12 protein-coding genes are annotated in these 12331 nt (G+C 56.3%); 2 read left to right on the plus strand and 10 right to left on the minus strand.

Going from position 1 to position 12331, the window contains the following annotated elements; translation table 11 throughout:
* Positions 1-7: 7 nt before the first annotated feature.
* Genes phnK through phnG form a run of 6 tightly spaced genes read right to left on the minus strand, consistent with a single transcriptional unit; the run spans position 8 to position 4352 of the window.
* The gene (gene phnK / locus PUV47_RS17760) at positions 8-808 is read right to left on the minus strand and encodes a phosphonate C-P lyase system protein PhnK (protein WP_274219938.1); all 801 of its coding nucleotides are present in this window, start codon (positions 806-808) and stop codon (positions 8-10) included.
* 1 nt (position 809) lies between these two features.
* A complete protein-coding gene (gene fosX, locus PUV47_RS17765) occupies positions 810-1214 on the minus strand; it encodes a FosX/FosE/FosI family fosfomycin resistance hydrolase (RefSeq protein WP_274219939.1) in 405 nt (134 codons plus the stop codon).
* The gene (locus tag PUV47_RS17770) at positions 1211-2128 is read right to left on the minus strand and encodes an alpha-D-ribose 1-methylphosphonate 5-phosphate C-P-lyase PhnJ (RefSeq protein ID WP_274219940.1); all 918 of its coding nucleotides are present in this window, start codon (positions 2126-2128) and stop codon (positions 1211-1213) included. The genes fosX and PUV47_RS17770 overlap by 4 nt, the downstream gene beginning before the upstream one ends.
* Positions 2125-3249: a carbon-phosphorus lyase complex subunit PhnI gene (locus PUV47_RS17775; RefSeq protein ID WP_274219941.1), complete on the minus strand. Its 1125-nt coding sequence runs from the start codon at positions 3247-3249 to the stop codon at positions 2125-2127. Before PUV47_RS17775 ends, PUV47_RS17770 begins: the two co-directional genes overlap by 4 nt.
* Positions 3250-3879, minus strand: a complete 630-nt coding sequence (gene phnH / locus PUV47_RS17780) for a phosphonate C-P lyase system protein PhnH (protein WP_274219942.1) — start codon at positions 3877-3879, stop codon at positions 3250-3252. It lies immediately after the preceding gene.
* A 2-nt stretch (positions 3880-3881) separates the two neighbouring features.
* Positions 3882-4352 carry a phosphonate C-P lyase system protein PhnG gene (gene phnG / locus PUV47_RS17785; RefSeq protein WP_274219943.1) on the minus strand — a complete coding sequence of 157 codons (471 nt, stop codon included), beginning with the start codon at positions 4350-4352 and terminating at the stop codon, positions 3882-3884.
* 125 nt (positions 4353-4477) lie between these two features.
* On the opposite strand from phnG, the gene phnF reads away from it, so the two are divergent.
* Positions 4478-5239 carry a phosphonate metabolism transcriptional regulator PhnF gene (gene phnF / locus PUV47_RS17790; protein WP_274219944.1) on the plus strand — a complete coding sequence of 254 codons (762 nt, stop codon included), beginning with the start codon at positions 4478-4480 and terminating at the stop codon, positions 5237-5239.
* 16 nt (positions 5240-5255) lie between these two features.
* Here phnF and PUV47_RS17795 read toward each other — a convergent pair whose 3' ends face one another.
* From PUV47_RS17795 to PUV47_RS17810, 4 genes are all read right to left on the minus strand, one after another.
* Positions 5256-6830, minus strand: coding sequence for a CYTH and CHAD domain-containing protein (locus PUV47_RS17795; protein ID WP_274219945.1), 1575 nt, complete (start codon positions 6828-6830; stop codon positions 5256-5258).
* 418 nt (positions 6831-7248) lie between these two features.
* A complete protein-coding gene (locus PUV47_RS17800; RefSeq protein ID WP_274219946.1) occupies positions 7249-8001 on the minus strand; it encodes an FCD domain-containing protein in 753 nt (250 codons plus the stop codon).
* Positions 8002-8287: 286 nt separating this feature from the next.
* Complete coding sequence (locus tag PUV47_RS17805) at positions 8288-10516, minus strand: heavy metal translocating P-type ATPase (protein ID WP_274219947.1); 2229 nt, start codon at positions 10514-10516, stop codon at positions 8288-8290.
* A gap of 117 nt (positions 10517-10633) precedes the next feature.
* Positions 10634-11569: a LysR family transcriptional regulator gene (locus tag PUV47_RS17810; protein WP_274219948.1), complete on the minus strand. Its 936-nt coding sequence runs from the start codon at positions 11567-11569 to the stop codon at positions 10634-10636.
* 83 nt (positions 11570-11652) lie between these two features.
* Between PUV47_RS17810 and PUV47_RS17815 the strand changes: the two genes are divergently transcribed.
* A complete protein-coding gene (locus PUV47_RS17815) occupies positions 11653-12276 on the plus strand; it encodes a class I SAM-dependent methyltransferase (RefSeq protein ID WP_274219949.1) in 624 nt (207 codons plus the stop codon).
* Positions 12277-12331: the final 55 nt, after the last annotated feature.

Raw genomic sequence — 12331 nt, forward strand, 5'->3', positions numbered from 1 at the left:
GCGGACCTCAAGGCTGCAAAATGGAGGAGACAAGAAGCTGGGTGTAGGCTTCCTGCGGATCATCGAGAACCTGATCTGTCAGGCCGGTTTCAATCACATGGCCGCGGCGCATGACCAGCGTGCGATCTGACAGCAAGCGGGCCACAGCCAGATCATGCGTGACGATGATAACGGAAAGGCCAAGGTCTGATACCAGACCGCGGATAAGGTCCAGCAGCCGGGCCTGAACAGAAACGTCGAGGCCGCCAGTGGGTTCATCCATGAAAACCAGGCGCGGATTGGTGACCAGATTGCGAGCAATCTGAAGCCGCTGACGCATGCCGCCCGAGAATGCACGCGGATCATCGTCAATGCGATCTTCCGCAATTTCCACGCGGTCCAGCCAGTCAATTGCGGTGGAACGAATGTCGCCGTAATGGCGCGCACCAACGGCCATCAGCCGCTCACCAACGTTTGCACCGGCGGAGACAGACATCCGCAACCCATCTGAGGCATGCTGGTGCACAAAGCCCCAGTCCGTCCGCATGAGCATGCGGCGTTCCGCTTCACTCATTTGGTAGAGGTTTCGCATGGCGCCTTGGCGGTTGCGGTACTCGATCACGCCCGAAGTCGGAGCCAGCCGGGTGGACAGGCAGTTCAGAAGGGTTGTCTTGCCTGAGCCACTTTCGCCAACAATGGCAAGCACTTCTCCGGGGTAAAGCTCGAAGTTTACGTCCTTACAGCCAATACGGTCGCCATAGTACTTGGTGGCACTGGAGACACGTAGAAGCGGCAGATCTTCACTCGCATCTGCAGTGGTCTGCGTCATTTCACTGGTTTGCATAGGAGTTTAGCCTTTGTTCTAGCGTGCCTGTGTGCAGCTCAAAAAGGTGGTTGTCGAAGTCGTAGAAGTAGAGCGAGCGGCCTTCGCCTTCGATGCGTGGGCGGTCGGGAAGAACTTCGACACCGATTTTCTCCAGCCGGGCTCTTGTGCTGTCGATGGCTTCTTCGTTCACCTCAAAGGCGATGTGATTGTAGGTCCTGCTTGGCAGAGCCTCGCCTTCCATTGCTGCAACCCAAAGCCCGCCCAGATCAAAAAACTTCTCACGTGAGTGAGAAAAGGTCTTGTCGCAACTGGAATAAATCTCCGTCGCCCCAAGGCCTTCAATAAGTAGGGTGCTCATCCGATCCAGATCCGACACGATGAAGGTCATATGGCTAAGGCCTTTGATCATGCGTCCGCACCCCGGTTTTCGCTCTCGGTGATTGGGTTTGCCGCCATGTGGCCAACGTGCCCGTTCTCCCGGCGGTCCTCACAGAAGTCGCTGTCGGAACACACGAACATGCGGGCTCCCTTGTCATCCAGAATGACTTCATCGAGGTAGACATTCTCAGCACCGCACAATGCGCAGGGCTCCTCAAACTTCTGGATTTCGAACGGGTAGTCTTCGAAGTCCAGGCTCTCGACCTTTGTGTGGGGTGGCACCGCGTAGATGCGCTTTTCACGGCCCGCGCCAAAAAGCTGAAGGGCTTCCATTTCGTGCATTTTGGGGTTGTCGAACTTCGGGATTGGTGATGGATCCATCACGTACCGATCGTTCACCAGCACCGGATAAGCGTAGGTTGTGGCGATCTCGCCGTATTTGGCGATGTCTTCATAAAGCTTCACGTGCATGAGGCCATACTCTTCCAGAGCATGCATCTTGCGGGTTTCGGTCTCACGAGGTTCCAGCTTGCGCAGCGGTTCGGGGATCGGTACCTGATAAACCAGTGTCTGGTTGGCCTTGAGCGGCTCTTCCGGGATGCGGTGACGGGTCTGGATTATTGTTGCCTCACTGGTCTTTGTGGTTGCTTCAACGCCGGTTGTCTTGACGAAGAAACCGCGCAGCGCTACTGCGTTGGTGGTGTCGTCAGAGCCTTGGTCGATCATTTTCAGAACGTCATTGGCACCAATGATAGCCGCAGTAACCTGTACGCCGCCGGTGCCCCAGCCATATGGCATCGGCATTTCGCGGGAAGCGAACGGCACCTGATAGCCCGGCACGGCGATGGCTTTCAGAATTGCGCGGCGGATCATGCGCTTTGTCTGTTCATCCAGATAAGCAAAATTGTAGTGATCTGCGAAGTTGTCGTAGGTCTGCTCGGTCATTGTGCTGCCTCTTCGACGGGGCCATTTGCCTGTGCGGCTTCAACTTCTTGTCTTGCTTGCCAGTCCTTACGCATGCGCCGTACCAGCTCCAGCTCTGCCTGGAAGTCCACATAGTGTGGCAGCTTCAGGTGCTCGACGAAGCCAGTGGCCTGAACGTTGTCAGAGTGGGAGAGCACGAACTCTTCATCCTGCGCCGGGGCAACCGCTTCTTCGCCCAGTTCGCGGCAGCGCAAGGCGCGGTCTACGAGTGCCATGGACATGACCTTGCGCTCTGCCTGACCCGGTGCGAGGCCGTAGCCACGGGTGAACTGCGGCGGTGCGACGGTGCTGCCCTGAAACTGATTGATCATCTGACATTCAGTCACGGACATGCGACCAAGAGGAACGGAAAAGCCAAGCTCCTCGACAAAGAAGTCCACGTCCACCTCACCGAAGCGTATCTCACCGGCAAACGGGTGCGAGCCACCAAAGCCGCGCTGGGTGGAGTAGCCAAGTGCCAGCAAGAAGCCTTCATCACCGCGTGCAAGGTTCTGCAGGCGAATGTCCCGGTCCGCTGGAAACTCCATGGGCTCACGGGTCAGATCGCCCACCACGGCATCTGACGGCACCTGCGGGTCCGGCTCCATCATGCCTTCCGCATTCAGAAGGTCCGTCACGCGTGGGATCTCTTCGGCGGCGTCGTACTCAGCCTGCACTGACTCGGGCAGTTCGCCATCAGCTGCCAGTTTGAAGTTCAGAAGTCGGTGGGTGTAGTCGTAGGTTGGGCCCAAAAGCTGGCCGCCCGGCAAGTCCTTGTAGGTTGCCGAGATGCGGCGGCGCACCAGCATGGCAGCTGTGTCTATCGGCTCGGAATACCCGAAGCGTGGCAATGTGGTTCTGTAAGCGCGCAGCAGGAAGATAGCCTCGATCAAGTCGCCTCGGGACTGCTTGATGGCGAGCGCCGCCAGCTCCACGTCGTAAAGGGAGCCTTCGGACATGACACGAGATACAGACAAGTAGAGCTGCTCGGCGATTTGCTTGAGTTCCAGAGCGGGAACCGAACGATCGCCGCGGCGGTCCCGTTCCATGAGCTTGTGTGCATTGCGGATGGCCTTTTCGCCACCTTTTACGGCAACATACATCTATCGGGCCTCCTTCATGGAAATCTTGCTACTGCGGGGCAGGCCGGCCACGTGGGTCGGGCTGGCGAAAAGAACATCCACGCCCAGAGGATAGAGCGTCTGATTGGCGATCATCTGCGGCCAGAACGCTGGCGACAACGGGGCGGCATCAAACTCGGTTTCTGTCTTAATGCCGGGGCCTGAGAGCGTCGCGCCGCTCGTGTTGGTCATGTCATCTACTGCGATGAGAAGGGTGGTGGAACGGTCGGGGTATTCGTCCGTGCCCACGGCAAAGCCCGAGATAGCGGACATTTTTGCCGGATCGCTGATAAGGGCAAAGGCCGCGTCAGAGGCCAGCGCGACAATGGGAGCACCCGTATGGAAGCGAAGATAGTCGACCACGTCTACTTCTTGAGCCAGTGCCGGGTCCAGGTAGACCGGTGTGTCGTAGTCCAGAAGCGTGAGAGCGAGTGCTGCAACCGTCTGTGTCAGGGGTGCTGGCACTTCCAGACCAAGCTCCGGCATTTCTTGCAGGGAACCGGGGCGTGCCAAGGCATTCATGGCCACTTTGAAGATTTTCTGCGCATCATGAACCGGGTTTTTCAGGCCGGGTGCCGGTGCTTTTTGCAGGCCGAGGGAAGGGGTCGTCATACTCAATCTCCTCGTACCATGGTGAAGAAGTCCACCTTGGTGGCGGCGACTTCCCTACGGGTCTGGTGATCCTGTTCTTGTTGAGCTGTGCGCAGTTGCTGAAGAAGCTTAGCTTCGATCTCTGCATTCCATTTTTCGGTTTGGAGCAGGGCGTCGAACACCGCAGCGTAGAGCGCCTTTTGTTTGCTGCGCCCAAGACATTGGCCGAAACCTGTCTCACGGCTTTCCAGCGCAACGACGCAACGGGTGACAGTTGCTTCGCAAAGATTGAATGGAGCTCCCGTGCCGCCAGCACGACCGCGCACCATGACCAAGCCAGTTTCTGGCTGGCGCAGCACGGTGTAGGTGGGGCGGGGTTCAAGTGCTTCCCATGTGGCCTGCAAGGTGGCTTCTGGCGCTTCTGCCAGAAGAGCCATTGCTGCCTGCCGGGCCTTAATTTCCGGGGCTAGGGCCGGTTGCGCGTCAATCGACATTTTAAATCCTCAGAGGCGTTGGATAAGGGCGATTTGGCCTATGCTTCGGGTTAGTGTCTGTTTGCAGTACGGCTTAAATATGTCTAATTGTATAGACAAATTTTTTACTCGCATCCGAGCTACAGATGTTTCATGACAAGCGAATGACGGATCAGTTGGATTTCGAAGGGCGCCCGGTCAAGCGACGGGCAGGCATCGCGGTGTGGAAGCAAATCGCCGAGACCTTGCGTATTGAGCTGACGCGCGCCGGCCTTGGTGAAGGCGCACGCATCCCCACTGAGCAAGTTTTGGCAGAGAAGTTCTCCGTCAACCGACACACGGTTCGCAGAGCTATTTCTGTCCTGATCGAAGAGGGGTTGCTGCGCTCCGATCAGGGGCGAGGTACTTTTGTGGCTAAGAGTCCAATAGCCTACAAAATTGGCCCCAGAACTAGGTTTACAGAGAATCTGAGAGACCAGGCCGAGACCATTTCAGGTCGTCTTCTTGGCATTCGGGAGGTGGAGGCAGATGATCTGTTAGCCGCCGAACTACAGGTCGCAATCGGAACTGTACTATTTGAAATGCAGACCTTGAGCCTTGCTGACGGCGTGCCTCTGATTACTGGTACAGGCTATTTTGAGAAATCGAAATTCCCGACCCTCGAAGCGGATTATCTGGAGACCCGCTCGATCACAAAAGTGATGCAGAAGATGGGCTACGGCAATTATCGGCGAGGCGAAACCCGAATCACGGCGGTGCATTGCTCGAAGGAACACGCTGCGATTTTGGAAATCGAGGCGGGATCCCCAATGATTGCTACATACAGTGTGGATGTTTTGGAAGACGGAACTCCCATTCAGGTGGGCCGAAGCTACATGGCATCAGAACGTATTCAGCTCACTGTCTAGGGGCCTTGTGAGCGTTTCAGTCACGCCAGAACCGGGGCGTTTCTTTCAGTTCCTTCCAGCGATCCTGTGCGTCTTCCCAAGCATGGTCAGCCCGCGCTTTGTGCCAGCCTGCGACAAACCCTATGGCGGGTAGGAGCGGGTGCTTGGTTTCTGCGGCTGGCAGGTCCATGGCTACAAGACGGTCGGTCATTGCAACGTCATTCAGATAGCCAAACACATCTTGCAGTTGCTTAAGCGATTTGATGAAGACGGCGGTCTGTTCCTTGTCGTAGAGGCTCTTGAAGAACTCAATGCAATAGCGGAATTTCTTCAGCGCCTTACGCAGGTCGTGACGCTCTTCGATGGTTAGTTTTTCGAGATGCTTGGCGCGCTTGGCGCAGGCTTTCCAGCGCTTTTGAATGGCGTAGTTGGCAAACTCTCTCGCTGGCATGTCCAGAGCCTCAAGGATTTCCGTGTTCAGCGATTGACGCCATTCGCGTGTTTGTATGAAGCGTGCAAGCTGAAGGATCAAGTGGTTTGCACGTTCCGTCTCCAGCTGCTTGATCACGTCTTCTCGCACGGCATCCCGCGCGGAATCCAGCGCCTTCAACAAGTCTGTGAACTCGATACCCTCGGGGCGCAAGTCGTCCAAAGGCCCGATAATGTCTGTTGCCATCACGTCCAGATCACGCAGATTGCCAAGGTAGGTGGCAAGGCGTTGGGCTTCCCTTCCCATCTCAGAGAGCGCCGTGCTTCCGATCAGGGATTCGTAGACTTTTAGCGCGCTCCTAAAACGACGCAGGCCGACGCGCATCTGATGGGTGAACTCAATGCGGTCATTATTGGCATGCTGAATGAGGCTGGCACGGTTGCCGGCGATTTGCGTCAGGCAAGAGGAAAGGATCGAGACCAGCGCGTCTTCCGCGGTCTCAGATTGACCGAGGGCGATCTTCCCGGCTGTCGTTGCCTCGATGGACCAGCTCAACTCCTCATCCGCTTCAAGGCAATCGGCCAGAGCGTGGCCGATCTCGGCCTTGCTCTGCTTGGAGAAGTTGAAAGGAATGTCGCCCAGAATCTGGCCGGCCAGAATGTAGAGTTCTTCAACTGGGCCTGACTTCAGCTCAAGCTCAATTTCGCAGATCTCTTGTTCAATGCTCTTGGCCACGGCCTTGCCATTGTCAAAGGCCACCTCGATTTCGGTCGCTGGACCCCGCACAAAATCCCGGGCGACGCGGTCTATCCGCGTTTCAAACCGCGCAACGATTTCCGAGCCATTCAGAAGCTCTGCCACTGAGGCGCGGACGCTTTCATCTTCAATCAGGGCAAGATCGGGTTCGGTGTTTTCGGTCGGGACTTCAAACTCGCGCGTGTTGGACAGTCCGCGCGTCAGGCCGGTGCCAACTTTCAACGTCTGCACAAGACCGCTGCCGGTGTTGCGAATGCGAAGCGTTGTAGAAGCTTTTTTCAGCCGCTTGTCAGGTGTGTCGAAATAAATTGAAACAAGTTTCTTGGTCTTTTCATCTTCGACAGAGAAATCTGCGCAATCAGCTCTGGCCAGAGCCTTGGCCAGATTTTCGCTAGACACAGAGAGTTTGAGTTCAACTTCATTCATAGGGATTGAACTACCTCTAATTGCAGGTTCTCACGAGAAGTTGTGGCAAGAGTCACAGGTATCTCAGCGGCTGTAAAGTCCTGCATTCGGGTTATGTTTCAACGTTTCTTGCGCGGCAAAAGAAAACACCAGCAGACCTAAACTAAGATAAGGATATACCCTAAGGCAAGTCGAGGAATAGAGGTAAGCAACGGAAAACGCCGTGAGAGGTGACACCTAGCGAAACCAAGGGTTTAGGTTGCCGTGATACGAAGATCCGGCGCTGGCTTGATGATCTGTAACCTGTTAGCTGGCGAAGTTAGCCTTGGGCAATTCACTGTTTAAAACTCGTTGGTTACGCGCGCGAGGTCTCCGGCAAGCCGCAGGGGAGCGCGGTTCGCATGATGAATGCATGCAGCGAGCGAATTCGTGAGTCGGCTCAAGGCTTGATTGCAAGCGGATTCTGGTCGAACAAGTACGCATCAAAGCTCGGGTCATCGACATCAGACAGGGCCAGAAGGCGCGCTCGCACGTTCTCCAGATGTTGCCACATGGCTTTGCGGGCTTCTTGTGGATCCTTGATCTGCAGCGCTGTTAGAATGGCCCGGTGATCTTCAAGCCATTCCTTGCGATATTCATGATCGAAAATGCGCTCATGCAAGGTGGCCCACATGCGCGACCGCTTGCGCTGCTGCCAAAGGTTTCGCATCATTTCAACGAGAGCGGAGTTCTGAGTGGCCTCAGCAATGAGCATGTGAAATAGTTCATCTGCCTCTTCACCACCCGATCCATCTGCCAGCTCGCGGCGCTCCTGTTCCAGCGCATTGCGCATTTTCATGATGTCGTTCTTGGTCACCATGGTTGCAGCGAATGCAGCGATGTTACTTTCCATCAGCTGGCGTGCCTGCAAAAGCTCAAAGGGGCCAATGTCTTCTGAAGCTGGCGTAGTGGTCGGCGCGTCACTTGGCAGGCGCAGCACATAAGTGCCGGAGCCCTTGCGCACATCCACAAGGCCTTCAATTTCCAGCATGATCATAGCTTCGCGGACGAGTGAGCGGGAAACGCCCAACTCCTCGGAGATTTGCCGTTCGGGGTGCAATCGATCGCCCACAGCATATCGCCCTTTTGACAGATCCTCACGGATCGCCTGCGCGACATCCTGGTAGCGTCTTTTTTGTTCTCCGCCTGGCACTTGTATTCTCCTTGAGCTCCTGTCGTCGCTTCCGGCCCAAATCATGGAAACGAACCTGATGGAGGCTTGTGCAGCTTACGCCATCATCGTCATGATATCACTATGCTGTTTCGGCGCCATGTGTAGTTTTGACCAAGTGTTGCCGTCGGTGCGACCTGCATTCATTCGCACACAAAAACAGTTCTTTCCGAGATGAGTGATATCGGAAAGCTTAGATGTGCCTTTGCTTCGAAAATGTCAATTCTTCTTTGAAGAAAAGCGCCCTTATGAGCAGTGAACGCTGAGTTTATGCATCATTTCCGTCTTGTGGCTTCCATCGACGAAGTAAAGCGGCATTCGTCACCACCGAGACTGAACTCATTGCCATGGCAGCTCCGGCGATAATTGGAGAGAGCATACCGAAGGCGGCAAGTGGGATGCCGATTACATTGTAGATGAACGCCCAAAACAGATTCTGCCGGATTTTGGCGAGCGTTGCTTTTGAAACATCAAGGGCGGAAGCAATCATTTTGGGATCTGAGCGCATGAGCGTGATGCTTGCCGCTTCCATGGCAACATCTGTGCCGGAGCCCATGGCAATGCCTAGATCCGCCGCAGCCAAGGCCGGGGCGTCGTTGATGCCGTCACCTACCATGGCAACCGACTTTCCGGAGGCCTTCAGCTCATTGACAACAGCGTTCTTGCCTTCTGGCTGGATGCGGGCGCGGACATCCTCAACGCCCACCTGCTCCGCAACAGCTTTGGCGGCCAGCTCAGCGTCGCCAGTGAGCATGACAGTTGCAATGCCGCGCGCTTTAAGCTGCGCGACAGCTTCAGCTGCGGTTTCACGATGTGCATCGGAAAGGCCCAGAACGCCCACCACCTTGTCACCAACGGAAACGGTGACGGCGGTTTGACCCGCGCTTTCGTAGGTTTTGATCAGGCCATCGGCCATCAAACTGGAGATACCAAGGCCATCCATCAGCGCTTTGTTGCCGATGGCGACCTGCTGGCCAGCCAGCTCAGCCACAAGGCCTTGCCCCGGCACGGCTTTCACTGCGTGGGGTTTGCCGAGCTTGATCTTGTTTTCTTCTGCAGCGCGGATGAGCGCGCCTGCCAGTGGGTGCTCGCTGCCCTGCTGCAGCGTCGCAGCGATGAACAGCAGACGTTCGTTGTTGCGATCAAACGCCTGAATGCTTGTCAATGTTGGGCGGCCAACCGTCAGCGTGCCTGTCTTGTCCAGCACGACGGTATCAATCTTGTGCGCCCGCTCCAAAGCTTCAATATCGCGGATGAGAATACCGGCGCGCGCCGCTGCCCCGGTGCCCGCAACGAGGGCCGTAGGAGTTGCCAGGCCAAGCGCGCACGGGCAGGCGATAACCAGAACAGCAACCGCGGCACCTATGGCAGCGTTGGTGTCTCCGGTCAGGTAAAGCCAAGCGCCTAGAGTAATTGCAGCAATGACCAGAATGGTGGGAACGAAGATTGCGGCCACCCGGTCTACAAGCCGTTGGATGGGAGCCTTGGAGGCTTGCGCACCCTCTACAAGGCGAATGATTTGCGCAAGTCGTGTTTCTTCGCCCAAGGCGGTAGCGCGCACGTAAAGGGCGCCAGAGCCGTTGATTGTGCCGCCGGTTACCATTTCGCCAGCGCTCTTTTCAACCGGCAGGCTTTCGCCGGTGAGCATGGACTCATCGACCGCGCTTGCGCCCTCCAGCACTTCGCCATCGGTGGCAATGCGTTCCCCCGGTTTCACCAGAATGACGTCGCCAAGGCGCAAGTCGGCAATGTTCACGTCGGTGATTGTTTCGCCATCCACGCGGTGCGCCGTATCTGGACGCATTGCAGCAAGCGCGCGCACTGCCGCCGTGGTGGAGCGTTTTGCCCGGTGTTCCAGATACTTACCAAACAGAACCAGCGTCAGAATGACGGCAGAAGCTTCAAAATACAGGTGGGAGTTGCCGGAGAACTCCGGCATGAAAATCTTGTAGAGGCTGTAGCCGAAGGCGGCGCTGGTGCCGAGGGCGACCAGCACATCCATGTTGGCAGAGCCGTGGCGCAGAGACTTGAACGCACCGCTATAGAAACGGGCACCTACAAAGATCTGCACTGGCGTTGCCAAAAGCAGCTGGATCATGCCCGGCAGATGCCAATCCTGACCAAAAGGCATGCCTGCCATTGGAGCGACAAGAGGCAAGCTGAGCAGGGCTGAGAAAACGAGCAGGACGAACGTGCGCCGCTCTTTCTTTTGGTCTTCTGCCTCAAGGCGCTCACGCTCCAAGCGCGCTTTCCGTATGTCTTCTTCGCGCCTCTTGGCACCAAAGCCCGCTTTCTCAACTACATTCACCAGGGCCTGGGGCGGCATTGGCTGATCAAGATGAATCTCAGCCGTTTCAAGGGCCAGATTCACAGTTGCGTGGTTCACACCTTCGGCCTGGTTCAGGGCGCGCTCTACTTTCGAGGCGCAGCCCGCGCAATTCATGCCGGAAATATCAAGGGTGATGCTTTGCAGATTGGAAGCAGTGCTATCGGTCATCAGAGCAGTCTTAAATGCTTTAGGTAAGATTTTCGCAGTTATGACCATTGTTCATGGCGGGTCAAGACTTGTTGCCAATGCCGCGTTCTTCGCTTTTGCACTGGTGCATTCCTGCAATCAACTGCCGGTGTCCGGTTCGCACTGCTTGGGGCTTTGCGCCGTTGGAACTTGCCCGAGCATCTTGGAGAGCAGGTCGAACACCAAACGGATGCGCCTGCTTGTATGCAGTTCCCTGTGCGTGGTCAGCCAGATTGGAACGGGGATTGCCGGAAACTCTGGCAAAATCTGGACCACCTCCGGGGTGCGCTCCGCAACATCTTTCAGCATGATGCCGATACCGAGGCCGCGTTTAACCATTTCCCACGCGACGGTTCCATCTTCAGAGAACAGGCGCACATTGTCTGCCGTGATTGGCAGCTCCAAGTCCTTCAACCAACCGAGAAACCTGTCTGGCTTGCTGAAGCCGACGAAATCGTGCCCGGACAGATCGGCGGGACTTTGAGGCGTGCCTCGGGCCTCCAGATACTCCGGACTGGCATAGAAATGCGCTGTGGTTTCGCGCAGGAGTTTGGCAACCAGCGTTGCATGATCGGGGCGAACGTGGCGAATGCCAATGTCGGCCTCGCGGGTGCGCAGGTCAGCCAAGGCGTTGGAGGCCTGAATTTCCACCTCAACACTCGGCGCTTGGTTTCGCAGCTCTTTGAGGATAGGCGGAAGCAGATAAACGGCAAACAGGTCCGTGGTGGCGAGGCATACCTTTCCAGCCACGTCCTGCGACTGCCCTGACGCCTTTAAGGAGATTTGCGTTGCCGCCTCGGCCATGGCTTCAACGTGTTCCAGAAGTTCGCGGCCAGTCGGGGTCAGCGCTAGCTTTTGCCCTGTGCGCTCAAACAGCGCGACGCCCAGATCTTCTTCAAGCGCGGCGACCTGTCGTCCCAGTGTTGGCTGCGTCAGGCCCAGAGCGCGGGCGGCGGCCGACAGCGATCCTTCCTTGGCGGTGACAAGAAAAGCCCGGGCTTGGTTCCAATCAAAAGCGACCGACTGCCAGTTCATGCAGTTTCGTATACCAGATCAACGGATTTCGGCAATTCAATTTGAGGTTGGTGCTGGCTACGGTTGAGGCAAAGGAGAAAGCCATGACCACCTCAGCCAAATTCTGGGACAATATCTCGGAAAAGTACGCCAAAGCCCCGGTTCGCCAGCCGTTGGCTTATGAGCAAACGCTTGACCGTGTCCGCACCTATCTGGAGCCACAGCATGAGGTTCTTGAGTTGGGCTGCGGCACCGGATCAACAGCTCTGACGTTGAGTGAAAATGTACAGCGCATCACGGCGACCGACTTGGCAGAAGGAATGATTTCCATCGCAAGGCAGAAGGCCGCGAAGCAGGGCGTTGAAAATGTTGAGTTCCGTCAGTGTTCTGCGTTGGGTGAGGGGATCGGCGAAGGTCGATTTGATGTTGTGATGGCGTTCAACCTGTTCCATCTGTTGCCCAATCTGGAGCACTGCCTTGCTGCCAGCCATAAACTGCTCAAGCCCGGCGGCCTCTTCATCTCCAAGACGCCTTGTTTGTCAGAGGCAAATCCGCTTTTTCGCGTGCTTGTTCCTGCGATGCGCCTGATTGGAAAGGCACCCTATGTCAGATTTCTTGGTGTGTTTGAACTAGAAGGTCTGGTGAAGAATGCGGGCTTCAAGATTTTAGAGACGGGTAACTATCCCGTGAAGCCGCCAAGCCGCTTGATTGTGGCGCAAAAGCTCTAGGAGCCCTCAATCATGACAAAGGGGCCGTTGCGGCCCCTTTGATATCTGATCGTGG

This window comes from Pseudovibrio exalbescens (genome assembly GCF_028737195.1).
GTDB lineage: Bacteria > Pseudomonadota > Alphaproteobacteria > Rhizobiales > Stappiaceae > Pseudovibrio > Pseudovibrio zosterae.

Bases quoted from the DNA above. Each gene is read 5' to 3' on its own strand.
- phnK (WP_274219938.1), bottom strand. From the start codon at position 808: ATGACGCAGACCACTGCAGATGCGAGTGAAGATCTGCCGCTTCTACGT.
- fosX (WP_274219939.1), bottom strand. From the start codon at position 1,214: ATGATCAAAGGCCTTAGCCATATGACCTTCATCGTGTCGGATCTGGAT.
- PUV47_RS17770 (WP_274219940.1), bottom strand. From the start codon at position 2,128: ATGACCGAGCAGACCTACGACAACTTCGCAGATCACTACAATTTTGCT.
- PUV47_RS17775 (WP_274219941.1), bottom strand. From the start codon at position 3,249: ATGTATGTTGCCGTAAAAGGTGGCGAAAAGGCCATCCGCAATGCACAC.
- phnH (WP_274219942.1), bottom strand. From the start codon at position 3,879: ATGACGACCCCTTCCCTCGGCCTGCAAAAAGCACCGGCACCCGGCCTG.
- phnG (WP_274219943.1), bottom strand. From the start codon at position 4,352: ATGTCGATTGACGCGCAACCGGCCCTAGCCCCGGAAATTAAGGCCCGG.
- phnF (WP_274219944.1), top strand. From the start codon at position 4,478: ATGTTTCATGACAAGCGAATGACGGATCAGTTGGATTTCGAAGGGCGC.
- PUV47_RS17795 (WP_274219945.1), bottom strand. From the start codon at position 6,830: ATGAATGAAGTTGAACTCAAACTCTCTGTGTCTAGCGAAAATCTGGCC.
- PUV47_RS17805 (WP_274219947.1), bottom strand. From the start codon at position 10,516: ATGACCGATAGCACTGCTTCCAATCTGCAAAGCATCACCCTTGATATT.
- PUV47_RS17810 (WP_274219948.1), bottom strand. From the start codon at position 11,569: ATGAACTGGCAGTCGGTCGCTTTTGATTGGAACCAAGCCCGGGCTTTT.
- PUV47_RS17815 (WP_274219949.1), top strand. From the start codon at position 11,653: ATGACCACCTCAGCCAAATTCTGGGACAATATCTCGGAAAAGTACGCC.